Below are 23,663 nucleotides of genomic sequence, written 5' to 3'. Positions count from 1 at the left end.
ATCGATGGTTTCGACATTTTTCATGTCGTGGAAGAGACCTCGGCGATTTTGAGGGGCGTAGGATTGGCCCACATTCTACCTCGGAGTTTGTTGCCCTTGGAGGCTTCATTTCGAAAAGGGAATGGCAGCATTTCATATCGAGTTTTTCTGGGTTCGGAAGACGAGCGATGGCATGGCCTGACTAATAAAAAGCGATGGGCCGCTGTTTATCTCTACGCGACGGAAGGCTACGAACCTCAATGGAATTGGAGTGAACCTCAAGAAGGGTTCCTGAGTCCATAATAGGACCAAATATCATGTCAGAAATGGGCTCCAAGCAGACCTTCGCCGCAGACTGATCGACCCTCCCGTTGGGCCGGGAAGCGTTTACGAACCTCTCTGGCGCAAATGTCTGCGTCGCTAAACGCCGCCGGAGCCGCTTTGCTTGCAACCACACTTAGGGTCGGAGCTGGGCTCACGGGCCGCCTTTTTTGTTTTCAGCCTCAGGCTGAATTTGACCTGCTCTACTCCGCAGTCTTCAGTGTCTTCAGCCGGTAGAGCGTATCAAGGGCTTCTCTGGGGGTCAGGTCATCCGGATCAATCTCTGACAGGGCCTCCCGCACCGGGTCCGGCGCGCTTGGCCCTGCGCCGGGTGGCGGCGGGGCGAGGCTGGCAAAGAGGGGCAATTCATCAATCAGTGTTTCGGCCGGTGCGCGCCGGTCCTGCTCTTCCAGCTGGCTGAGGACCTGCTGGGACCGTGCGACGACCGTGGCCGGAAGCCCGGCCAGTTTGGCCACCTGAATACCGTAGGACCTATCAGCCGCGCCGGGCACGATTTCATGGAGGAAAATCACCTCCCCGTTCCATTCCTTGACCGATACCGTGGCATTGGACAGCCGCTCCAGCTTGGCCGAAAGCGCCGTCAGCTCGTGATAGTGGGTCGCAAAAAGGGCGCGCGACCGGTTGACCTCGTGCAGATGTTCAATCGTGGCCCAGGCGATGGAGAGCCCGTCAAAGGTGGCGGTGCCCCGTCCGATCTCGTCCAGAATGACCAGGGAGCGGTCCCCCGCCTGATTGAGAATGGCGGCGGTCTCGACCATTTCCACCATGAAGGTGGAGCGGCCGCGGGCCAGATCGTCGGCGGCCCCGACCCGGGAAAACAGCCGGTCGACCACACCGATATGGGCAGACTGGGCCGGGACGAACGAGCCCATCTGGGCAAGGACGGCAATCAGCGCGTTCTGGCGCAGGAAGGTGGATTTACCGGCCATGTTCGGGCCGGTGATCAGCCAGATACAGCCGGTCTCCTGCCCGGTTTTCGGACCAAGCTCCGCATCATTGGCCACAAAACTGTCGCCGCCGGAGCGTTTCAGGGCGTGTTCGACCACGGGATGACGGCCGCCCTTGATGTCAAAGGCCCGGCTGTCATCCACCTGGGGCCGCGCATAGCTTTCTTCCTGGGCAAGCTTTGCAAGCGCGGCAGAGACATCGAGAAGGCTCAGGCCCTGGGCTGCGGCCTTGATGGCCTCGCCCGCTTCGATGATTGCCTGGGCCAGCCGGTCAAAAATCTCCAGCTCGATGGCGAGGGCCCGTTCCCCCGCACTTGCGATCTTGGACTCCAGATCCGCAAGCTCGGTGGTCGTGAAGCGCATGGCGCCTGCCATGGTCTGGCGGTGAATGAACCGGGCGGGATCGGCGGTCAGTTTGTCGGTCTGGGCTGTCGGTGCTTCGATGAACCAGCCCAGCACATTGTTATGTTTGATCTTCAAGGAGCGCAGGCCGAGTTCTTCGGAATAATCCGCCTGCAATTTGGCAATCACTTTGCGGCTTTCGTCGCGCAGGGCCCGCAATTCGTCAAGATCGGCGTGGTAGCCGCCTGCAATGAACCCGCCATCACGTTTTAAGAGCGGTGGCTCGTCCTTGATGGCGGCAACAAGCTCTGCGCCCAGATCATGGGGGGCCTGATCAAGGCTTGCCCGCGCAGCCGCAATTTCGGCCGGAATGGCATCATGGTCTGTCTGGTCAAGCACGGCGCGTGCGGCCGCCAGACCTTGGGCGATGGACAGAATATCGCGGGGCCCGCCCCGGTTGAGCGCGATCCTTGCCAAGGCCCGGGCCATGTCCGGAGCGCCTTTCAAGGTCTGGCGCAAGCCTTCGCGCATCAGCTCCTGGTCGAGGAAAAACGCCACGGAATCATGGCGGTGCTGGATGGCCTCCACATTGACCAGTGGTCCGGCAAGACGGCTTGCCAGCAGTCTTGAGCCGCCGCCGGTCACCGTGCGGTCGATGGTCGCCAGCAGGGACCCCTGCTTTTCGCCCGAAAGTGTGCGGGACAGTTCCAGATTGGCCCGGGTGGCCGGGTCAATCAGCATGCGCCCGGCCCCGGCCTCGCGCACGGGCGGGTCAAGCGGCGGGCGCTCGCCCAGCTGGGTCCGTTCCACATAAGACAGGATGCCGGCGGCAGCCGCCAGTTCCGCCCGGCTGAACGTGCCAAACCCGTCCAGCGTCTTGACGCCGAAATAGTTGGCCAGCCGGTCGGCAGCGGTGGCGCTGTCGAAAAAGGCCCGTGGAACCGGGGACAAAGCCCCGCCGGACTGTTCGGCGGTCAGGCGCAGCTCGGCCTCCTGAAGCAGGCTGTCCGCCAGGATCAGTTCGCGCGGGGCCACCTGGGCCAGATCGGCAGCCAGCCGCTGGTGATCGGTTTCCGCGACCTGGAACGAGCCGGTCGACATGTCGATCCAGGCCAGCCCATAGACCGCATCGCCGGTCAAAGACCCGCCCTTCAACCGGGCCAGCGCCATCAGATAGTTGTTCGCGCCCGCATCCAGAAGGCGTTCTTCTGTCAGGGTGCCGGGGGTCACCAGCCTGACCACATCCCGCCGGACCACGGATTTGGAGCCGCGCTTTTTGGCTTCGGCCGGATCTTCCGTCTGCTCGCAGACCGAGACGCGATGTCCCTTGGCGATCAGCTTTTGCAGGTAATCGTCGGCAGCATGCACCGGCACGCCGCACATGGGAATGTCATCGCCCTGGTGCTTGCCGCGTTTGGTCAAGGTGATGCCGAGGGCCTTGGACGCCACTTCCGCATCTTCAAAGAACAACTCGTAGAAATCGCCCATCCGGTAGAACAGGAGACTGTCCGGATTGGCGGTCTTGATTTCAAGAAACTGGGCCATCATCGGCGTGACCTTCTGGTCGGCCGGGGCTTGTTTTTGCGCGCTTTTTCCACTCATGCCTGATTGGTAGATCAACGGGGATTCAAGGGAAAGCGCTCGGGATGGAATAAGGGGATCGATCCAAAGGGAAATGTGCTTGTGCCCGCTTTCCACCAGACCTGACTGATTGCAAACGGCAGCCTGCAGGAAGGGGAGAAACGGGCTCCGGGACGGCTTGAGCTTTCTTTTCAAGTCTATATGGTCGAAGTCCAGCCCCGTTAAGTGGCGCGATCAAGAGGAAACGCCCGCACCATGTCCGCCGACAAATCTTCATCCAAAACCAGCGTCAGCTTCACAGATTCCGAAGCGCTGCAATTCCACCAGCAGGGCCGTCCCGGCAAGCTGGAAGTCACCCCGACAAAGCCCATGGCCACCCAGAGGGATCTGTCGCTCGCCTATTCGCCGGGGGTGGCAGTGCCGGTGCTGGCGATAGCGGATGATCCAAGCCGGGCCTATGACTACACCACCAAGGGCAATCTGGTGGCGGTGATTTCCAATGGCTCGGCCATTTTGGGGCTCGGTAATCTGGGGGCACTCGCCTCCAAGCCTGTGATGGAAGGAAAGTCGGTCCTGTTCAAGCGCTTTGCGGATGTGGATTCCATCGATCTGGAAGTCGACACGCAGGACGTTGAGGAATTCATCAATTCGGTGCGTTATCTCGGCCCGTCCTTTGGCGGCATCAATCTGGAGGACATCAAGGCGCCGGACTGTTTCATCATCGAGCAACGCCTGCGTGAATTGATGGATATTCCAGTCTTCCACGACGATCAGCACGGCACGGCGATCATCGCCGCAGCAGGGCTTTTCAATGCCCTGCACCTGACCGGGCGGGACATGAAAACCACCAAGGTGGTGTGCAACGGGGCCGGTGCGGCGGGGATTGCCTGTATCGAACTGGTCAAGGCCATGGGCGTGCCCCATGAGAATGTAACCCTTTGCGACACCAAAGGTGTGATCTACAAGGGCCGCCCGGAAGGCATGAACCAGTGGAAGTCTGCCCATGCCATCGAAACGGGTGACCGTTCGCTTTATGACGCCATGAAAGGCGCGGACGTCTTTTTCGGTGTTTCGGCGAAGGGGGCGTTGACTCCGGATATGCTGCGGGTCATGGCGCCCAATCCGATCATCTTCGCCATGGCCAATCCGGATCCGGAAATCACGCCGGAAGAGGCCGCCGCCGTGCGTGATGATGCCATTGTGGCCACCGGCCGGTCCGACTATCCCAACCAGGTCAACAATGTGCTCGGCTTTCCCTATATTTTCCGGGGCGCGTTGGATGTGCATGCCACCACCATCAATGACGACATGAAGGTGGCCTGCGCCCGGGCCCTGGCCCAGCTGGCCCGGGAGGAAGTGCCCGATGAAGTGGCTGCCGCATACCGGGGCAACCGGCCGAAATTCGGGCCGGAATATATTATCCCGGTACCCTTTGATCCGCGCCTGATTTCCACCATTCCGCCGGCGGTTGCCCAGGCGGCGATGGATTCAGGTGTCGCCAAACACCCGATAGTAGACATGGAGGCCTACCGGCACCAGTTGTCGGCCCGGCGCGATCCGATTGCCGGAACGCTGCAGCGGATCTTCTCAAAGGTGCGCCAGCAGCCCAAGCGGGTCGTCTTTGCCGAAGGCGAAGAAGAACCGGTGATCCGCGCGGCGGCGGCCTTTGTCTCCCAGGGGCTGGGCGAGGCGATCCTGATCGGCCGGGAAGATGAGATCCAATCCATGGCCCATCAGGCCGGGGTCGATATCGACCGGCCGGGCATCTCGATTCAGAATGCGCGCCTGTCCGACCGCAACGCGGACTACGCGCAATATCTTTATGGCCGCCTGCAGCGCCGGGGCTATCTGCTGCGCGATTGCCAGCGCATGGTCAATAATGACCGCAACTACTGGGGCGCCATCATGGTCGCCCGGGGGGATGCGGATGCGATGGTCACGGGCCTGACCCGGAACTATTCGGTGGCTCTGGATACGGTCAAGGCAACCATTGATCCCAAACCCGGCCACAGGGTCATCGGTGTCTCTCTTGCCTTGGTGCGCGGGCGCACGGTCCTGATTGCAGATACGGCGGTCATCGATATGCCTACGTCCGAAGAGCTGGCCGATATTGCTGAAGAGGCCGCTCATGTGGCGCGCAAGCTCGGCTATGAGCCCCGGGTTGCCATGCTGGCCTATTCCACATTCGGCCATCCGCGCGGCGAGCGCTCGGAAAAGGTGATCGAGGCTGTCAAGATCCTCGACCGGCGCCGGGTCGATTTTGAATATGATGGCGACATGGCTGCCGATGTGGCCCTGAACATGGACCGCATGGCCGCCTATCCGTTCTGCCGCCTGTCCGGTCCGGCCAATGTCCTGGTCATGCCGGCGTTCCACTCCGCGTCGATTGCTACGAAGATGCTGCAGGAGCTGGGCGGGGCAACGGTGATCGGCCCGCTTCTGACCGGGTTCGACAAATCCATCCAGATCGTTCCCATCGGCGCCAAGGACAGTGAGATCGTCAATATGGCCGCCATCGCGGCCTTCAACGTTTCCTGATCTTTCCAAGGCCAAAGGACCTCTGGAGCACCGTTCCCGGCCCGGACTGTGCCGGGAACGGGGAGCTTCCAGAGGCCGTTCGCCTTTCCCGGGAGCGTCTCTTACGGTATCCATTTGCTGTCTCTTGGGAAGAGAGGCTGAAAGCTGCGTTTGCTTCTGTAAAAATCGTTCGAAACTTGTCGCGACGAGCTGGCAATTGGTCACTTTTGCCAATAAACAGGAAGGTGGAGAACGCGGGGGCTCAGTCCGGATTGGTTGCGTCCGATGGGTCCATTGTCCGCAGCGGAGTTGAACTTCATGCGCCAGGAGACCTTGCCCCGGATCGGGCCGTATCACCTTTTGAGTGAGATGGGCCGCGGGAATATGGGAATTGTCTATGCAGGCCACCATAAGGACACGGGCCGGCCTGTCGCAGTCAAAACCGTTACATCCCCGGAAGTTTCGAAACTTGCCCAGATCCGGCGCGAGACCAGGGCGCTCGCTCGGCTCGACCATCCAGGTGTCGTCAAGATCCTCGATCACGGGATCTATGAGGGCGGCCCCTGGTATGCAATGGAGCAGCTCAGCGGCACAACGCTTGCCGATGTGATCAAACATCTTTGGGGGGAGGCGGAGCCGGCGGCACCCTCAGAAGACGATGAAGACCCCACACTGGAAACCGAAGGCGTCGATCAGACAATGATGCTGGAGACCGGACCAGGGTTCGTGGCCGCCGCGAACCTGTTACCGGCCGGGATGGCCCCGAGGCTGCAGCGGCCCCAGGCGGCAGCCGGCCGGCTGGCAGACGCGCTTCAGATTGTCCACCATATCAGCCAGACCTGTTCTTTTATTCACGGAGAAGGGATTGTTCACCGGGACTTGAAGCCCTCAAACATCTTCTTGAAAGGTGGCAACCAGCCTGTTCTGGTGGATTTCGGCCTGGTCAGTGACACCCATGGGGGCACTGCCCGGGAGTCTATTGATCAGACGGACAAGTTCGGCGGATCGCCCGCCTTCATGGCGCCCGAACAGATCCGTGGCGACGCCCTGGATGCCCGCTGTGACCTTTATGCGCTGGGCTGTATTCTCTATCTCATGGTCACCGGGCTGACCCCGTTCTCTGGTACGCGGCAGCAGATCCTGGACGGCCATTTGAACCGGGTCCCGGTCAGGCCGTCCGATCTGGTGGCCGGTGTCCCGGAAGCCCTTGAAGAGCTTATTTTGAGCCTGCTTGAAAAGACGCGCGACAAGCGGCTTGGCTATGCGGAAAATGTTGCGCTTGTACTGGAGGAGCTTGGCGCCCGGCCCTGTGCGGAGACCGCTGCTGCCAAGATCAAACCCTATCTCTACCGCGCGTCCTATGTGGACCGGGCCAGGGGCCGCGGGCGCATCACCCAAGGCTTGGAAGCGGCCCGCTCCGGGGCCGGTCAGGTTTTGCTGCTGTCCGGCGAAAGTGGTGCAGGCAAAACCCGGCAGCTGGTTGAATCGGCGAAAGCCGCCTTGCGCAGCGAGATGGCCACGGCAAGCGGACAATGCCTGCCCCAGGGCCTCCCGGGCGTGACCGGTTATGCCACCGCAAAACCCCTGTCCCCGCTTTTGCCGCTGCTGGATCAGATTGCCGACTATTGCACCGAAGGCGGTGTCGCCCGCTTCAGGGCCATTCTCGGGGGCCATTGCCGGGTGCTGGAGGACTATTCCGACAACATCAAAGCCTGTCCCCTGACGGGGGTCTGGCCGGCGGTGCCGGAACTGCCGATCGAAGATGCGCGCAACCGGCTTTTCAGGGCCTTGAAGGATGTTGTTGCCGCCTATGCCCAGGAGCAGCCGCTGCTTCTGATCCTGGATGATCTGCAATGGGCGGATGAGTTGACCATGGGCTTTTTATCCCATGTGGCCCAGACCGGTCTGGACGCGGTTCCGGTTCTGATCCTTGGCAGTTTCCGATCCGAAGAACGCAACGCGCCTTTGGACACGCTTCTGGAGGCGCCTGCGGTGTGCGAGATTGTGCTGAGCCGCATGGCACGGCCGGAAACCGAAGCCCTCGCAGAAGGTATGCTGGCCGTGCCTGCCCTGCCCCAGTCTTTTGCCGATTTTCTGATGAATCGCAGCAATGGCAATCCGTTTTTCATCGCGGAATATCTGCGCAGCGCCGTGGCCGAACAGGTTCTGACCCGCAGCCCCAAAGGCAAGTGGGTATTTGCCGGAACCGACCGGGAGCTGGAAACCCGCTACGAGGCGCTGCCGCTGCCGGAGTCCATCCGGGATCTTATCGACATGCGTCTGGCAGGCCTGAGCGAAAAGGCGCGGCAGGCGGCCGATTGCGCAGCCCTGGCTGGGCGCCAGTTCGAGATCGGCCTGATCAGCCAGGTGACCGGCTATGATGAGGAAGCCATGGCCGATGTGATCGATGAGCTGGTTGGCCGGCAGGTTTTGGAACCGGACGAAAACACCGGCTTCCGGTTTCTGCATGATAAGATCCGCGAAGTGGCCGACGGCCTTCTCAAAGCGGATATCCGGCGCAGCTGGCACAAACGGATCGCCGAGACGCTTGACAGCGGGGCAGGCGAGCTGGGCACCCGCGAGCTTCTGGATGGGCGCCTTGGCCGCCATTGGTCAGGCGCCGGAATTTCGGACAAGGCGGTCCATCATTTGCGCCGCGCCGGGGAAGAGGCCCATCGCTACCATGCGGTTGAGGAAGCGACACAATATCTGCAGGCAGCGCTTGCGGAAATCTCCCGGGCGGCGCCGGACCGGGCCACCCGGCCGGCTTTCTTCCGGGATCAGCTGATCGCGCTGAATGAAAAGCTGGCTGATCTCCTGATGCTGAAACGGCGGCACGCAGATGCCCGCGCGGCTCTGGAAGAAGCTCTCGCAGAGCCCGGCCTGCCAGCCCTCACTAGGGTCCGTTTGACCCGGATGACCGGCAAGACCTTTGAAGATGCCCACGAGCATGACAAGGCACTGGCCACCTATTCGGACGCAGAAGCCTTGCTGGTTGCCAGCGAGAAGCCGGATGCCGCATGGATGGACGAGAAGATCGACATCAAGCTGCGGCGGCTCTGGGTTCATTACTGGTCCGCAAAGGCGGAAGCGGTCGATGCAGAACTTGCCGAAACGCGCCTTCTGATCGAAGAGCATGGCCGTCCGGCCCATCGCTATGGCTTCTACTTTTCCCAGATCTTGAGCCGGTTGCGCCGCCAGCGCTATCAGGTGGATTCTGAAACGGTTCAGCTTGGCACCAATTTGCTGGCGGCTGCCATGGAGGCTCAAGGGGAAGCGGATATTGCCTTTGCCCAGTTCGAGCTTGGCTTTCTGCTGCTCTTTGCCGGGGAGCTAGAGGCAGCGGAGCCCGAATTACAGTCTGCCTTGACCATGTACCGGGCCATCGGTGAAGCAAGCGGGGAAACCCGGGCGCTTTGCTATCAGACCATTCTGTTCCGCCGCATGAAGCGGGTTGCGGAGGTTGAAACCCTTGCCCGCGAACTGGAAGACCGGGCCAGGGCGGACCGGATGACCGATTATGTCGGGATTTCCCATGCGCTTTCGGGCTGGGCCGCGCTCAAACGCGGGGACCTGGAAGGGGCCCGCAAAAAGACGCGGGATGCCCAGGCGTGCTGGGACAGCCTGTCCTTCATTTATTCCATGCAGTGGACCGGCCTATTGACCGGCCTTCATCTGGCGGTGTCCGGCAAAGATCCGTCTGAGGCGGCCAAAACGGCGGAGCAGCTATTGCACCCGGTGCAGATGAAATTGCCGGACCGCATCAACGATGCGCTCACAGACGCCGTTGCAGCTCATGAAGCCTTGCAGGATCAGGACGTGATCCGGCACGCGCAAGAGGCGCTGCGGGCGGCTGAAGAGCTTGGATTTCTGTAACGTGTTTCCACCTTTTTGAACTGGAGAAACTGGAATGATCCTGGTAGTTGGCGCAACCGGAGTGTTGGGCTCGGAGATTTGCAAGAAACTTGCCGCATCCGGAAAACCGGTGCGAGCCCTGGTCCGGCCGGACAGCAATCCGGAGACGGTTGCGGCTTTGTCCCAGCTCGGTGTGGAGACCGTGCTGGGAGACCTCACTGACAAGGGATCGCTGGCGGCGGCCTGCAAAGGCGTCAAGGCGGTCATTTCCACGGCAACGTCCGTTGGGATGCGCAAGGAAAGCGACAGTTTTGAAACGGTCGACCGCCAGGGGCAGCTGGACCTGATTGAGGCGGCGGAACAGGCCGACGCCACTCAGTTCATCTACCTGTCCTTCCCACCGTTTGCCGGTGATTTTCCACTGCAGACGGCCAAGCGTGCGGTGGAAGCCCGGCTTGAAGCGTCCAGCCTGGCCCACACGGTTCTGCAACCGCCGCATTTCCGCGAAGGCTGGTTGACGGCCCCGCTGGGTGTCAATCCGGAAACCGGTGCCTTGAAAACCTGTGGCGGCGGCGCGGGCGCGATTTCCTGGATCGCTCTGGAAGACGTGCGTGATGCGGTCTGCGCATCCGTTGACCGGCCGGCGGCTTACAACAAGATCCTGCAGATCGGCGGCGATGAGGCCGTCAGCCAGTCCGATATCATCGCGCGGTGCGAACATCTGGCCGGGCGGTCTCTGGAGCGCGAAGACACACCGCGCGCAGCGCTTGAAGATATGGCTGCATCCGGTGACCCGCTCCTGAGCACCTTTGCCGGGCTCATGCTTGTCTGTTCGGAAGACGGCTGCGTGATCGACAACAGCGATGCCCGGGAGATCCTGGACTTTGCGCCGCGCCCGTTGAGCGGTTTTCTGGAGCAGCTCGCTGCAGACCTGTCAAAGTCCTGAGGACAAAAGCAAGCCGCGATGAACGCGGTGCATGCTCGGAATGTCAGCGGCTCAAGATTGAGCTGCTGACATCACGAAATGATATTCCCGGGCAAGCGTTTGCAAAAATGCCTGACGGCTGCCGAGACCAAGTCCTCTGAGCAGGCTGTCGAGATGGGCCGGGGCGTCCATCTGGAGGCGCTTCTTGAAGAACCAGGCCACCAGTTCCTGATCGCTCAAGCCTGTTGAGGCCGGATCTGCGGCCTCGCGGCCCGTATCCTTGAGCCAGCGGGCCTTCTGGCGGGCCCGTGCCGCAATGGCACCATATTGGCCAAGGTCCCGCAGCACGTCGGGAAGGGCAGCTTCGATTTCATTTTGTGTTTCCAAGCGCACGCTTTCACTTGCGTGCTCGCGTTTCATGAAGGCGGTCAGGCCGTCCGTGTCGAGTTCCTGCGCCGCCATCCAGGTCTGAATGGCGTCTGGGGCGGCCAGATTTCGTTTCAGGAAATAGGTGTTCAGCACCGCGTCAAAGGACCGGCCTGTGTCCGAAGACCCGCCCCGGCGGCTGGCGCGCAGGGCCAAGGCCCGGGCCATGGCCAATTTTGAAATCTGTTCGAAAACGGGGGGATTGAGCCGGAGTTCTTCAAGCAGATGTTCTGGTGCAAGCTCCTCCCCACCGGGTGGGTTCGCCTGGCGGATCATCCGCTCCCAGGTGTCCGTGTGTTCAAAGGCATAGGTAACCGTTTTCGGCCGGACGTCTCCCACCGCAAAGGCAGCCACCTCTTTGAGCAGGTCCAGTGCATCCTGCCGTTTGAGATCAACGGCACCGGTGGAGAGCCAGTCACGCAGGCGGTTCACCGTGTCCGCATCGGCAAGGTGCTGGGCGGCGGCCACCACGGCCCGGTAAGACCTTTTGGAGAAATGCAGGGCTTTCATCGCCTGGATCAGCCCGTCCTTCAGCTCGGCCGGGATGACCGTGTCCTGAACGGCCCGGTCCAGTGTGGCCCTGATATTGACCATTGCTTCGGACAGCACCGGATACCCCACATCCGCCGGGCCATGGACGATGGCAACTTCGTCGTCATCCTCCAGCAGCTCATCACGGAACCACTCAAAACAGGTTCCGATCCCGGTCATACCGAAATCAGCGAGTTCAGCAGCCCGCAGGGCGCCCATGCTGGCCGCGCCGAACACATGCACACCCTGGCTCATGGCATAAAGGATTTCCTTGTGCCAGACCGCAGGCACCTGCTCGAAATGCCCGTCAATGATGCCAATGATCCGGGCACCGTTTTCAACGGCACGGTAGAGATCCCCTTGAGAGACCGGCGGCAGATACTGCGCCGCCAGCTCTTTGGCGGCTGTTGCCACCGGCAAGGTCGGGCCTAGAAAAATGACCGGTTTCATGCCTGTGCTGCCGCCTTGATCCGTTGCAGTTCCGCCCGTGCCCGCGCGCCGGGCATGGCACCGGGCGCTTCATGAATGCCTTCCAGACCGGGCACCACCATGCGCACAACCTCAATGCCCGGCACCAGTCCGCCGAGATTGACCGCGACGGCTTGGTCTATCCCGGCCTTTTTCAAAAGGCTGACCTGCAGCTCCACGTCGCTGGCCAGACTGGTCGTCTGGAATGTTTCCACATCCTGGAAGCTTTGGCAGGGTGTTTCGGCCAGCTGCAGGATGTGGTTCTGATGGCGGCGCACAAGCTCGGGATTGCGGGCGGCCTTGAAGAAATCCCGGTGCGCATCGTCCCGGGCCCCGGCAATATAGGTCAGGCGGGTTTGCGCCGCCTCGGTCAGGGCGCGCAGCAGGGCAATTTCTTTCGACGCATGGCAGCCGCTGCCGATGCTGGAATAGACGGCCCCCAGATGATTGGGGGTCTTGTCGGCTATGAGACAATAAAACACGGGCAATCCGATGTCGCTGGCAATCGACCAGACACCGACATGCTGCTGGGCGTCCTCAAGCAAGGCAAGCGCATTGCTGCAAAGATCGTCATCAATCGTGGTCAGATCGATGCCCCGTGCCGGATTGCCGGAGCCGCCACTGACCATCCACAGCGTGATCGCGTCCCGCTCGACCAGTTCGCAGATCGCATGGCTGGCCGCTTCCAGTGGGTGATTGCCGCTGGCGAGCCCGTTGGAATTCATCTGCAGCGCGCCGCTCGCCTGGGGCAGGGGAAAGGAATAGTTCGTGTGCACCATCTCATAGGGCACCCAGATGCGCTCACCGGAGAGGAGATCTTCCCCCTCGCACCACAAGACGGGCCGCTGGGGATCGAACCGGGTACCGGAAACCTGCGGCAACCTGGCGACATCGGCGACCGGCCCGACGTCGCGCATTTCGTTGAGATGGGCAAGACGCAAGGGCAGTTTCACATGTTCGGCATGATAGCCTTCAATTGACTCCATCAAGCCGGACGCCTTTGCGGCGGCCAGGTCCAGCCCCTTGCCCTGCGATACGGAAAGAGATCTAGAATTGGGCCGGTAAACCGCGATCACCGGAAGCCCGATCGTGTCCAGCCCGGTTATATTGGCAACCCGGGTGATGCCAAAGCGTTTAAGGTGTGGCCGGATTTTCTCAACGGTCTCTTCCGGGGCAATCAGCCGGTGGGTGCCCCGCGTATGGACTTTGCCGGTGTCCTGTGAGCCTAGACCAAAAAGCCGGGGTCCTTGGGAAGGATCCCGGCCAGGGCCGTCAAGCTCATCCTGGTGGGAGGAGAGCGTCATGATGGAAATTTAGTAGCCGCCTTTCATGACGTCGAGATTCAGCAGAAAGCATGTGGCGGGCGGCATGATGGTAAGGTCTGCTTCGCCTGGGACTTCAGGAATGCTCGCAGCTGCAGCACCATTTACAACAAGGTGTTTAACGCGATCATTTTCGCTCACCTTATATTTTTCCATTGATTTCCAAGTAGCCGCCGGAATGTGATAATAATCCTCCCCAAAAACAATCAGGATATCTTGTTTGTATACGGGGTTTTCATCTGAAGTAGACGACATTCTCAACTCCTAATCTATATTAGTGATTCTATCAACTTATGACTATCAAAACATGTCATAAATATCAATCATTCCAAATGAAAAGAAACTAGATCAGGGTTAAAATTTCGTAATCCCATTGCGGAGCGTCTAGCCTATCAGACTTTTTATTTACTACTAATATCTGGAAATGACGGTTCTTTATAGGATTTGGTAAGTTACAATGTCATAATTGTCGAGGCGAAGCGGGAAGCTTGGGAAAGTTGAGACAGGGGGCGTTTTGTTGCTGACGCAGTGGGATTCGAGTTCGGCCCAGGGAAGCGGCTCCCCGGACGCGGTGTCAGGGACAAACGAGATAGCAGGCTTCATGATAGCAGATGACATTACTATTGATGGCGACCAGACATTGGTCGCTGACGACGAAGAGGGGAACCGGTCACCGGACCTCAGCCGGCGCCCAGGTATTGTTTTTGTCAACGGGCAGGATGCCGGGCAGTCCTTTGTTCTTGACCGGCCGCATACGGTGATCGGCCGCGCATCACGCTGCGAGATCAGGGTACAGGAAAAGGATGTCAGCCGGCGCCATGCCCTGTTCGACCTGTCGATGAACGGCGTGCAGATTGTCGATCTCCGGTCCCGCAACGGGGTCTTTGTGAATGAAAGCCGGGTTCAGCGCTGCTATATCAAGCATGGTGATATCATTCGGCTTGGCGGTGATTTGACCTTGCGCTTTTCCTGGCTGTCCTCCACGGAAATCGCATTCTTGGAGGAAATGTATGATGCGGCCGTCTTCGATCCACTGACCAACGCCCATAACCGGCGCTATTTTGGCAATGTCCTGACCCGCAGCGCTGAACAGTATGTCTCGGGGGGCCGGGACATGGCGCTTCTGATAGTCGATCTCGACAATTTCAAGAAGCTGAACGACACGTTTGGCCACCAGGTCGGCGATCAGGCCCTCTATCATGTGGCGTCTTTGATCCGCTCTGAGATGGGGGAAGCCGATACGGTCTGCCGGTTTGGCGGTGAGGAATTCGCTATCCTTCTGGACCGGGACGACCATGCCGAAGCGCTTCAGGTGGCGGAAGCCATCAAGAACACGGTTGAAGATAACCCGCTTGTCTCCGGGGGGGTCAGGATTGGCATGACGGTGTCCATCGGAGTTGCCATGATGCGTGAGGTCAATGGTGACCCGGATGCCGTTTTCGCCCTGGCCGATGCCAGAATGTATGCGGCAAAAGAAGCAGGCCGGAACCAGATCCGCTTCGCATAGGGTTCGAACCGTAGGCAGGGCAGCAGCCTTCAGCCTCAAAGCCTCGTTTAAAGTCCCTTGCGCTGTGCTGGCCGCAGGCTTTGAAACCGGCGAACGCCCTCGCGGGGATGGGCGGCAAGAGATCGGCATGTGACCTGTGGAACCACGCTTTAAAGTGGCATAAGGGAAATTTGCTGGATCAGGCGGCAAATCGCCTTTTGACAAACCGCTTCCCAGCGGCGATACCTCGATCCCATGTCTGATATTCACGTCAAGATCTGCGGTCTGTCGACCGAGGAGACCATGGAAGCCGCACTCGAGGCCGGCGCGGACATGGTCGGGCTGATGTTCTTTCCCAAGAGCCCCCGGCATGTGTCGCTGACCCAGGCCTGCAAGCTGGCCGATATGGCGCGCGGCAAGGCGGAGATCGTGGCGGTGACGGTCAACATGGATCCTGACGGCCTGTCGCGCATCCGCGAGCTTGTCGATCCGGACAGTTTCCAGTTCCATGGAGAGGAAGCCCCGGAAGCGCTGGCGGCCGCCAAGGTCATGCATGGCAAGAAGGTCATCAAGGCGCTCTCCGTCGGTGAGCAGGAAGATCTGGAACGGGCCGAATATTATTCCATTGTGGCGGACTGGCTGCTGTTTGATGCCAAACCGCCCAAAGGGTCGGAGCTTCCGGGGGGCAACGGCGTGTGCTATGATTGGACACTTCTTAAAACCTTGAATTTGAAAAAACCGTTCCTGCTATCCGGCGGGCTCGACCCGGACAATGTTGGCGAGGCAATCCGCCAGAGCGGCGCCCGGGCCGTCGATGTCTCCTCGGGCGTGGAGCGGGACAAGGGCGTCAAGGACGCAGAGCGAATTCGCGCTTTTGTGGCAGCTGCCAAAAGCGCCTGATTTCCGGCGGGACCGGGTGAAGGAGTAAACGCGTGAACGATATGGCGAACAGTATCCGGACCGGACCGGACGACCGCGGCCATTTTGGCATTTTCGGCGGCCGTTATGTGGCCGAAACCCTGATGCCGCTGATCCTCGACCTGGAACAGCATTATAAGGACGCCAAGCACGATCCGGCCTTTCAGGCCGAGATCGAGACGTTGAACACGCATTATACCGGCCGTCCCTCGCCGCTCTATTTCGCCGAACGCCTGACGGAAGAGCTGGGCGGTGCGAAGATCTACTTCAAGCGGGACGAGCTGAACCACACGGGGTCCCACAAGATCAACAACTGTCTCGGCCAGATCCTTCTGGCCAAGCGCATGGGCAAGACCCGCATCATTGCGGAGACCGGCGCCGGGCAGCACGGGGTGGCAACGGCCACCGTCTGCGCCCGTTTCGGCCTGCCCTGCGTTGTCTATATGGGCGCGACCGATGTGGAACGGCAAAAGCCGAATGTGTTCCGCATGAAGCTGCTGGGCGCCGAAATCGTGCCGGTAACAGCCGGGGCGGGCACCTTGAAGGATGCCATGAACGAGGCACTGCGGGACTGGGTGACCAATGTGGAGGACACCTATTACCTGATCGGCACAGCCGCTGGTCCCCATCCCTATCCTGAAATGGTTCGCGATTTTCAATCTGTGATCGGCAAGGAATTGCGTGAGCAGATGCTGGAAGCCGAAGGCCGCCTGCCGGATGCTCTGGTGGCTGCTGTGGGCGGGGGGTCCAATGCCATAGGCCTGTTCCACCCGTTCCTGGATGACAAGGACGTCAAGATCTATGGTGTAGAAGCTGGTGGCCGCGGGCTTGTGGGTGAAGAACATTGCGCCTCGCTGACGGCTGGAAAGCCGGGCGTGCTTCACGGCAACCGCACCTATCTGCTTCAGGATGATGATGGCCAGATTTTCGAAGGCCATTCGATTTCCGCCGGCCTCGACTATCCCGGCATCGGGCCGGAGCATTCCTGGCTCAAGGAGATCGGCCGCGTGGAGTATGTGCCGGTGATGGACAGTGAAGCGCTGGACGCGTTCCAGCTGCTGACCCGTGTTGAAGGCATTATCCCGGCGCTCGAACCAGCCCACGCCCTTGCTCATGTGGTCAAGCTGGCTCCGCAGATGGACAAGGATCAGATCCTGGTCATGAACCTGTGCGGCCGTGGCGACAAGGACGTGTTTGCCGTTGGCGAAATGCTGGGCTTTGACATGTAGAAACCCTGTTGGTTTCAGCAGTTTGCTTGAAAAAGCCGCATGCTCTTGGCACGCGGCTTTTTTGATGCACCGGCCAGACCGGTATCCACTTTAAGGCAGGCCGCGTTTCACCTGAGTTGCCTCTCGCTTCCCGATAACAAAGAGGACACCGCAAAAGACAAAACGATCCGCAGTCATGAGAACGTGGCGTGTGCTTGCTGGAAGGCTCTAACGCCTTTCCGGATTGCGGGGTGCGATTGGTTTGGCCGTCAAAACGGCCTGAAGCAACTGGTAGCGCCCGCGCGCATCCAGCTGTCTGGCTTGTTGCAGCAGGGCAGGTTCGGTGTGATCGATGGGGCGATTGCCGGCGACCTGCTGGGACATGCTGGTCTTGATGTCTTGCACCCGCCGCCAGATCTGCTCATGCAGCGGAGGGGGCGTAGGTTCAAAAAGTGAATGGGCCATTTACAGCTCCTTGTGTGTGTGGGAGCTAACATAGACGCACCTTGTGCGCTTTTCCAGCCTATATTTTTGCAGGTCTGCTAGTCCGTCATTGCATTGCCCTTTTGCCGGGGTCTGACCGTGCCGATAAACCTCCAAACCGGTAAGACGGGTGTCTGTCTGATAAGACTGGTATGCGTCCAAGGCACGGCACGTCCTTGGCAAAAGGAGGGCTTTTGGAGGTTCTTGATTGACATAAGCTGGCCCGCTCCCCTACATCGCACAGGGTTTGAACTGGAAACGCAAGGGCCGCCTTCACTGCGGCAAGGGTGATACTGAATGACGGAAACGCGTATCGACCGCCGCTTCAAGGCTTGTGCCGAGGCTGGCCGGCCGGCTCTGGTGACCTTCGTCACGGCGGGGGATCCCGACCTTGAGACCTCCCAGGCGGTTTTGAACGCGCTTCCCGCAGCCGGGGCTGATGTGATCGAGCTCGGCATGCCGTTTTCCGATCCGATGGCCGAAGGCATTCCGATCCAGCTCGCCAACCAGCGGGCTCTGGCCGCAGGCCAGACCATGGACAAGACGCTGGAAATGGTGCGCCGGTTCCGCGACCAGGATCAGGACACCCCGGTCATTTTGATGGGCTATTACAATCCGATCTATGTGCGCGATCCAAAGCAGTTCGTGGAGATTGCCCGGGATGCGGGCGTTGACGGGTTCATCATTGTCGACATTCCGGCCGAAGCTGACGACGAGCTCTGCCTGCCCGCCCTCGAAGCCGGTCTCAATTTCATCCGCCTGGCCACTCCGACCACCGATGACAAGCGTCTGCCGGCGGTTCTGGCCAACACGTCCGGTTTCGTCTATTACGTCTCCGTAACCGGCATTACTGGTGCCAAGATCGCCGATACCGGCCGGGTCGCAGAAGCGGTCACCCGCATCAAGAGCCATACGGATCTGCCGGTGGCGGTCGGATTTGGTGTGAAGACCGCCGAACAGGCCGCCGAGATCGGCAAGGATGCGGACGGCGTGGTTGTCGGATCGGTTCTGGTTAATGCCATCAAGGACAGCCTGGACGAGGCAGGCCGGGCGACGGACAAGACCGTGAAAGCGGTGAGTGGCGTTGTGGCAGATCTGGCCGCAGGCTGTGCACGGGCCCGGACGGGCTGACCCGGACGGTTTGAATTAAAGGATTTGCAGCGGACACCTATTTGTTTCCGCGAAGAAACACCGGGCCGGATTGAGAGCCCTCACCCTGGTCATAACTCGAAAAGACGGACACGTTAGACGTGAACTGGATCAACTCTATCGTACGCCCCAAGATCCGCGACCTTTGGAAAAAGCGCGAGGTTCCTGAGAACCTCTGGATCAAGGACCCTGAAACCGGGGAAATGGTGTTTCACCGGGATCTGGAAGCCAATCTCTGGGTGATCCCGAATTCCGGCTATCATATGCGCATTCCGGCGCGCAAACGCGTGGAAGCCTTTTTCGACAACGGGTCCTATACCGATATCGAGACCCCGGGCGTTCAGGCCGACCCGCACAAATTCCGTGATTCCAAGCGGTATACGGACCGGCTGCGCGAAGCCCGGGCAAAATCCGGTGAAGAGGAAGCGGTCATCGTCGCCAAAGGCAAGGTCAATGGCATGGACATGACCATTGGCGTGCAGAATTTCGACTTCATTGCCGGATCGCTCGGTATGGCCGCCGGGGAAGCCATTCTGGCAGGCATGCTGAAGGCGGTTGAAGACAAGACCCCCTTTGTCATGTTCACCTCTTCCGGCGGCGCGCGCATGCAGGAAGGCATCCTCTCGTTGATGCAGATGCCGCGCACCACAGTCGGTGTGCAGATGCTGCGCGAGGCGGGCCTGCCCTATATCGTTGTCCTGACCAATCCGACCACCGGCGGCGTGTCAGCGTCCTATGCCATGCTTGGCGACGTGCATATTGCCGAACCGGGCGCGCAGATCGGTTTTGCCGGGCGCCGGGTGATCGAGCAGACCGTCCGTGAAAAGCTGCCGGAAGATTTCCAGACCGCAGAATATCTGCTTGAGCATGGCATGGTCGACATGGTTGTGCCGCGTCAGGAGATGAAGGAAACCATCGCCCGGATCTGTGGAATTCTGCTGAAACGGGACGTGGAACTGCCGAAGCTGGAAGCGCCGAAACCGCAACCGGCAGAAGAAGCCGAGGCATCGGACGGATCCGGCGGGGATGGCGCCGCCGAGGCAGAAGGCAAAAAGGACGCGGACCCGGTCAGCTGAGCAGGCCGCACGGCCTCTGCACCAGTCTGCCGACTGTCCTATTTGCGGCATAAGCGGGAGAAATCCGGCAGAGCGGCTTGTCAAGCAGGCGGTCATCCCCTAAGGCGATAGAGGGAGGAACGGGCAGCCATCAGAGTTGATGGCGGTGCCCGCCGCAGGCACGTTTAAACTTACAGGACAAAGGACCCTTCGGAGGGCGCTTTGGATCAAGTCACGAAAATCCTGGACAGGCTGCTTGCGCTGCATCCCAAGGAAATCGACCTGTCCCTTGGCCGGATGCACCGATTGCTTGGCGCACTCGGCAATCCGGAAAGGAAGCTGCCGCCAGTCCTCCACATTGCCGGAACCAATGGCAAGGGCTCGGTCACGGCCACCTTGCGCGCGGTGCTGGAAGCCTCCGGAAAGCGCTGCCACGTCTATACATCTCCGCATCTGGTGTCCTTCAACGAGCGCATCCGTCTGGGCACGGATGGGCGGTTCGTCACGGACCCGGTTCTGTTCGACGCGCTCCAGCGCTGCGAGGAAGCCAATGCGGGTGCGGAGATCACCTTCTTTGAAATCACCACGGCAGCCGCCTTCCTGATCTTCGCCGAGCATCCGGCGGATATCCTGCTTCTGGAAGTGGGGCTTGGCGGGCGCCTGGATGCGACCAATGTCATTGACCGGCCGCTGGCGGCGGTGATCACGCCGGTGTCCATGGATCATGAAAAATTCCTGGGCGATGATCTGGCGGCGATTGCGGCGGAAAAGGCTGGCATCATCAAGCAGGGTGTGCCGGTGCTGTCGGCCGAGCAGGCTGACGAGGCTCTTGCGGCGATTGAGGGCCAGGCGGCGCGCTGCCGGGCGCCCATGACCACATTTGGTCAGGATTTTGTGGCCCTGCCCGATCTCGGCCGGATGGTGTTTCAGGATGAGGACGGCCTGATCGACCTTCCGGCCCCCAGCCTTGGCGGCAATCACCAGTTTGCCAATGCGGGTCTGGCTCTGGCAGCCCTGAAAACCGTCGGCCTGCTGCCGGAGGACGACGTGATTGCCAAAGGCCTGAAAGCGGTCAACTGGCCCGGGCGGCTCCATCCCGTCATTCAAGGGCCGCTGGTGGAGATGTGCCCGAAAGGGGCTGAAATCTGGATTGACGGCGGTCACAATCCGGGGGCGGGGGTGTCGATTGCCCGGTTCATGGGCGAGCAGGAGGAGCGCTCGCCGCGTCCGCTCTATCTGGTGTCCGGCATGCTGACCACCAAGGACCCGGTTGGTTTTTTCCGCCCGTTTGACGGTCTCGTGCGCCATGTGGGCACGGTACCGATCTCGTCCACGGCGACCGCGAGAACGCCGGAAGAGCTGGCTGATCTCGCCCGCTGCGCAGGCCTGGAAGCAACCCCCTTTCCCTCACTGGACGCGGCGCTGGCAGATGTGGCAGCTTGTGCGCTCAAGGATGGGGAGCCGCCCAGAATTCTGATTTGCGGCTCGCTTTATCTTGCCGGCGAAGCCCTGGCCCGGAACGGAACGCCGCCGGACTGACGCTGCCGCCGGGACCAGTCTCAGGAGCCCAGTTGATGCGTAGCAAATGCACCGTTTTTCTGACCGCAACCGCCTTTCAGGCCGCTTTGGTCTTCTCCGCCGCACCGGCCTTTTCCCTGTCAGAACAATATGAAACGCCGCCGGAACAGGACCCGGCAGTCGTGTTGGAAGGCAAGGAAAACGGCCCCGGCTATGCGGTGCTTTCACCGGTGCGCAGCGATGGGTTCTTGCGCATCTACCAGCTTCAGACCGACCAGGGCGTCCAGCAGGTGGAAGGCGATGGTCTTTTGAAGCTCAGGCTGTCCGAACTCAAGGTTCTGATCGCTCTGGAAAGCCTTAAAAATGACGCCAGTTTCGTCGATGGCCTCAAGCAGGCGGCCATGAAGCCTGTGGAATTCGTGGAAAGCACGGTGACCGATCCGGTCGGCACGGCGAAAAGCACCGTCTCCGGAGTTGGGCGCATGTTTGGCCGTCTGACCAAGGGCGTGGAAGAGGCGGTCTCCGGCAAAGCGGGCTCTCCGGCGCAGCTGGCCAAATCGATCACCGGTCAGGCCCGGGCCGAACGGGAGCTGGCCTTTGATCTCGGTGTCGATCCTTACACCTTCTATAAACCCCTGTCGGACAAGCTGAACGAAACCGCCAGCGTGACAACGGCCGGAAACTGGACGGTCAGTGCCATCACTGCGCTTTTGCCCGGGGGCATGATTGTCTCTGCCGCCCGACAGGCGGATAATTTCAGAACCGTGATCGTCGACAGCACACCTGCGGAACTCAAGGAGCGCACGGCGGCAGCCTTCCGTTCGGCCGGAGTTTCGGAGGCGACCATTGCCCGGCTTGCGGCCAATCCCAACTATACGGCCTCGGAAAAAGCGGCGATTGCCTATCAGTTTCAGGCCATGACCAACGTCCAGGATCTGGATCTGATCGCCTCCAAGGCGGCGGAGGCCCAAAGCCGGGATCTGGCCTATTTCCAGCTGCGCCGGGTGGTGCTTCTGGAAACCTATCACCGCACGATTGCCGGCCTGTCCCAGATCCGGGAGGTCAATGGCATTCCGGTGGCCCTGCGCCGGGATGGCCTGGCCGCCATTGTACTGCCGCTGGATCTGGTGGCCTGGACGGAAACCGCCGCCCACACCTTTTCATCTCTCCATGAAGGCATGGGGGGGCTGCCCTTTCCGCCGACCGGGGTCGATTTCCTGATTACGGGCGATCTGACCCCCATGGCCGCCGAGCGGCTGGCTTCCTTCGGCTGGGACATTACCGGCGACTTTCCCATGCCCGAAGGGCCGGTGCATTGATCCGGTCTGGCAACGGGTGAGCCTGAAGGTCTTCATGTCCGCAGCCAAGCGGCTTTCGGCCCCTAGGTCGTTGACTTTGCAATTTTTTTCCAGAAGACGGGTCATTGAAGTCGATGGGGACATTCCTTCAGAACCGTCCCATGAAACCCGCCGCCGGGTGCGCGAAACCTGGCTGCGGGCGGAAGGGTTAGGGATGGGGGTAAACGGCATAGCCGTTTCCGGATGAGCGTCTGTTTTCCTGGCAGCGTTGCGCCAGAGCCTCTAAAGGCTCTCCAGCACCGGACCGGTGAGACCGGTTTCCCAGCCGAGGATGGCGCGTTTGCGGGTGAGACCCCAGTGGTAGCCGCCGAGGGTGCCGCCCTTGGCCAGCACCCGGTGGCAGGGCACGACGAAGGAGATCGGGTTGCGGCCCACCGCCGAGCCTACGGCCCGGGAGGCTTTCGGGTTGCCAAGGGAGGCGGCGACCTGAGAGTAGGTTGCCGCTTGACCCATGGGGATCTTCAGCAAGGTCCGCCAGACCCGGATTTCAAAATCCGTGCCGATCATGACAATGTTCAAGGGCTGGTCCTGCCGCCATTGGCCCGGGTCAAACACCCGGCTTGCATAGGCGGCGGTTGCCGCAGGATCCTCTTCAAACCCGGCCGCAGGCCAGCGGCCACACATATCGGCCAGCGCCTGGTCTTCTTCCCCCGGATCGGCAAAGCCGAGACCGGCGAGCCCCTTGTCTGTTGCCATGATCAGAACCTGGCCAAAGGGAGACGGGTGAAACCCATAGGCAATCCTGAGCCCCTTGCCCCGGGCGCGGTAGTCCCCCGGTGTCATCGCTTCATGGGTGAGGAAGAGATCATGCAGGCGCGAGGACCCGGACAGCCCCACCTCATAGGAGGTGTCCAGAACGCTGGCGGTGTCGCGCAGCAGGGCCTTGGCATGATCCAGCGTGATGGCCTGTAGAAACTGTTTCGGCGTCAGCCCGGCCCAGCGGGCAAAGACCCGCTGCAGCTGGATGGGCTGCAATCCGGCGTCCCGCGCCAGTTCCTCCAAGGAAGGCTGCGCCCGCCAGTCGCCGGTGATCCGCTGCAGGGTTTTCCGGACAATGTCGTAGTTTTCCGCGGCCTCCGTGCCGACAGCAACCGGTTCCGGAGGGCTGGTGAGACGGCTAATACCAACCTCAATAGATAGGAACCGATCTGACCGTGTTTGAGGACTGTTCGGCAAGGAGCAGGTTGCAGGGCGATATGGTTTATCGTTCAAAACCTGGGACGCAGCTGAACAGTCCTCAAACACGGCCTCGG

At 60.7% G+C, this 23,663-nt stretch carries 16 protein-coding genes; 10 read left to right on the top strand and 6 right to left on the bottom strand.

What is annotated here, in order from left to right:
• Positions 1–503: 503 nt before the first annotated feature.
• On the bottom strand, positions 504–3,212 hold the full coding sequence (gene mutS / locus ACXAIC_RS22790; RefSeq protein ID WP_475186157.1) for a DNA mismatch repair protein MutS: 2,709 nt from the start codon (positions 3,210–3,212) through the stop codon (positions 504–506).
• Positions 3,213–3,446: 234 nt separating this feature from the next.
• On the opposite strand from mutS, the gene ACXAIC_RS22785 reads away from it, so the two are divergent.
• The 3 genes from ACXAIC_RS22785 (at position 3,447) to ACXAIC_RS22775 (ending at position 10,509) form a co-directional block, all read left to right on the top strand.
• Positions 3,447–5,729, top strand: a complete 2,283-nt coding sequence (locus tag ACXAIC_RS22785; protein WP_475186154.1) for an NADP-dependent malic enzyme — start codon at positions 3,447–3,449, stop codon at positions 5,727–5,729.
• A gap of 264 nt (positions 5,730–5,993) precedes the next feature.
• Positions 5,994–9,584 (top strand): protein kinase domain-containing protein, encoded by a 3,591-nt coding sequence (locus ACXAIC_RS22780; RefSeq protein ID WP_475186151.1) that lies wholly within the window; start codon positions 5,994–5,996, stop codon positions 9,582–9,584.
• A gap of 34 nt (positions 9,585–9,618) precedes the next feature.
• Positions 9,619–10,509, top strand: coding sequence for an SDR family oxidoreductase (locus tag ACXAIC_RS22775; protein WP_475186147.1), 891 nt, complete (start codon positions 9,619–9,621; stop codon positions 10,507–10,509).
• Positions 10,510–10,560: 51 nt separating this feature from the next.
• Here the strand turns inward: ACXAIC_RS22775 and ACXAIC_RS22770 are convergent, their stop codons facing one another.
• Genes ACXAIC_RS22770 through ACXAIC_RS22760 form a run of 3 tightly spaced genes read right to left on the bottom strand, consistent with a single transcriptional unit; the run spans position 10,561 to position 13,490 of the window.
• Positions 10,561–11,895, bottom strand: a complete 1,335-nt coding sequence (locus ACXAIC_RS22770) for a TfuA-like protein (protein WP_475186145.1) — start codon at positions 11,893–11,895, stop codon at positions 10,561–10,563.
• Complete coding sequence (locus tag ACXAIC_RS22765) at positions 11,892–13,217, bottom strand: YcaO-like family protein (protein WP_475186141.1); 1,326 nt, start codon at positions 13,215–13,217, stop codon at positions 11,892–11,894. Before ACXAIC_RS22765 ends, ACXAIC_RS22770 begins: the two co-directional genes overlap by 4 nt.
• A 9-nt stretch (positions 13,218–13,226) precedes the next feature.
• Positions 13,227–13,490: a hypothetical protein gene (locus ACXAIC_RS22760; RefSeq protein ID WP_475186138.1), complete on the bottom strand. Its 264-nt coding sequence runs from the start codon at positions 13,488–13,490 to the stop codon at positions 13,227–13,229.
• Positions 13,491–13,836: 346 nt separating this feature from the next.
• On the opposite strand from ACXAIC_RS22760, the gene ACXAIC_RS22755 reads away from it, so the two are divergent.
• From ACXAIC_RS22755 to trpB, 3 genes are all read left to right on the top strand, one after another.
• Positions 13,837–14,742, top strand: a complete 906-nt coding sequence (locus tag ACXAIC_RS22755) for a GGDEF domain-containing protein (RefSeq protein WP_475186134.1) — start codon at positions 13,837–13,839, stop codon at positions 14,740–14,742.
• 234 nt (positions 14,743–14,976) lie between these two features.
• Positions 14,977–15,621 (top strand): phosphoribosylanthranilate isomerase, encoded by a 645-nt coding sequence (locus ACXAIC_RS22750; protein WP_475186130.1) that lies wholly within the window; start codon positions 14,977–14,979, stop codon positions 15,619–15,621.
• 41 nt (positions 15,622–15,662) lie between these two features.
• Positions 15,663–16,868, top strand: coding sequence for a tryptophan synthase subunit beta (gene trpB / locus ACXAIC_RS22745; RefSeq protein ID WP_475186173.1), 1,206 nt, complete (start codon positions 15,663–15,665; stop codon positions 16,866–16,868).
• 207 nt (positions 16,869–17,075) lie between these two features.
• On the opposite strand, the gene ACXAIC_RS22740 is transcribed toward trpB, so the two are convergent.
• Complete coding sequence (locus tag ACXAIC_RS22740; RefSeq protein ID WP_475186127.1) at positions 17,076–17,312, bottom strand: hypothetical protein; 237 nt, start codon at positions 17,310–17,312, stop codon at positions 17,076–17,078.
• 315 nt (positions 17,313–17,627) lie between these two features.
• Between ACXAIC_RS22740 and trpA the strand changes: the two genes are divergently transcribed.
• The 4 genes from trpA to ACXAIC_RS22720 all read left to right on the top strand — a co-directional run bounded on the left by trpA (position 17,628) and on the right by ACXAIC_RS22720 (position 22,371).
• Positions 17,628–18,461, top strand: coding sequence for a tryptophan synthase subunit alpha (trpA, locus tag ACXAIC_RS22735; RefSeq protein WP_475186125.1), 834 nt, complete (start codon positions 17,628–17,630; stop codon positions 18,459–18,461).
• A 119-nt stretch (positions 18,462–18,580) separates the two neighbouring features.
• A complete protein-coding gene (gene accD, locus ACXAIC_RS22730; protein ID WP_475186122.1) occupies positions 18,581–19,555 on the top strand; it encodes an acetyl-CoA carboxylase, carboxyltransferase subunit beta in 975 nt (324 codons plus the stop codon).
• 201 nt (positions 19,556–19,756) lie between these two features.
• Entirely contained in the window at positions 19,757–21,073 is a 1,317-nt protein-coding gene (locus ACXAIC_RS22725) for a bifunctional folylpolyglutamate synthase/dihydrofolate synthase (protein ID WP_475186119.1), read from the top strand.
• Positions 21,074–21,108: 35 nt separating this feature from the next.
• A complete protein-coding gene (locus ACXAIC_RS22720) occupies positions 21,109–22,371 on the top strand; it encodes a hypothetical protein (RefSeq protein ID WP_475186116.1) in 1,263 nt (420 codons plus the stop codon).
• A 261-nt stretch (positions 22,372–22,632) separates the two neighbouring features.
• On the opposite strand, the gene ACXAIC_RS22715 is transcribed toward ACXAIC_RS22720, so the two are convergent.
• Positions 22,633–23,532, bottom strand: a complete 900-nt coding sequence (locus ACXAIC_RS22715; protein WP_475186172.1) for a methylated-DNA--[protein]-cysteine S-methyltransferase — start codon at positions 23,530–23,532, stop codon at positions 22,633–22,635.
• Positions 23,533–23,663 lie beyond the last annotated feature (131 nt).

The organism is Roseibium sp. AWQ4_254 (genome assembly GCF_056161025.1).
The sequence above is the reverse complement of the archived record's forward strand: the minus strand, read 5'-3'. Positions and strand labels throughout refer to the sequence as shown.

Excerpts from the sequence above, each read along its gene's own strand:
- mutS (WP_475186157.1), bottom strand. The coding sequence starts at position 3,212 with ATGAGTGGAAAAAGCGCGCAAAAACAAGCCCCGGCCGACCAGAAGGTC.
- ACXAIC_RS22785 (WP_475186154.1), top strand. The coding sequence starts at position 3,447 with ATGTCCGCCGACAAATCTTCATCCAAAACCAGCGTCAGCTTCACAGAT.
- ACXAIC_RS22780 (WP_475186151.1), top strand. The coding sequence starts at position 5,994 with ATGGGTCCATTGTCCGCAGCGGAGTTGAACTTCATGCGCCAGGAGACC.
- ACXAIC_RS22775 (WP_475186147.1), top strand. The coding sequence starts at position 9,619 with ATGATCCTGGTAGTTGGCGCAACCGGAGTGTTGGGCTCGGAGATTTGC.
- ACXAIC_RS22770 (WP_475186145.1), bottom strand. The coding sequence starts at position 11,895 with ATGAAACCGGTCATTTTTCTAGGCCCGACCTTGCCGGTGGCAACAGCC.
- ACXAIC_RS22765 (WP_475186141.1), bottom strand. The coding sequence starts at position 13,217 with ATGACGCTCTCCTCCCACCAGGATGAGCTTGACGGCCCTGGCCGGGAT.
- ACXAIC_RS22760 (WP_475186138.1), bottom strand. The coding sequence starts at position 13,490 with ATGTCGTCTACTTCAGATGAAAACCCCGTATACAAACAAGATATCCTG.
- ACXAIC_RS22755 (WP_475186134.1), top strand. The coding sequence starts at position 13,837 with ATGATAGCAGATGACATTACTATTGATGGCGACCAGACATTGGTCGCT.
- ACXAIC_RS22750 (WP_475186130.1), top strand. The coding sequence starts at position 14,977 with ATGTCTGATATTCACGTCAAGATCTGCGGTCTGTCGACCGAGGAGACC.
- trpB (WP_475186173.1), top strand. The coding sequence starts at position 15,663 with ATGGCGAACAGTATCCGGACCGGACCGGACGACCGCGGCCATTTTGGC.
- ACXAIC_RS22740 (WP_475186127.1), bottom strand. The coding sequence starts at position 17,312 with ATGGCCCATTCACTTTTTGAACCTACGCCCCCTCCGCTGCATGAGCAG.
- trpA (WP_475186125.1), top strand. The coding sequence starts at position 17,628 with ATGACGGAAACGCGTATCGACCGCCGCTTCAAGGCTTGTGCCGAGGCT.
- ACXAIC_RS22720 (WP_475186116.1), top strand. The coding sequence starts at position 21,109 with ATGCGTAGCAAATGCACCGTTTTTCTGACCGCAACCGCCTTTCAGGCC.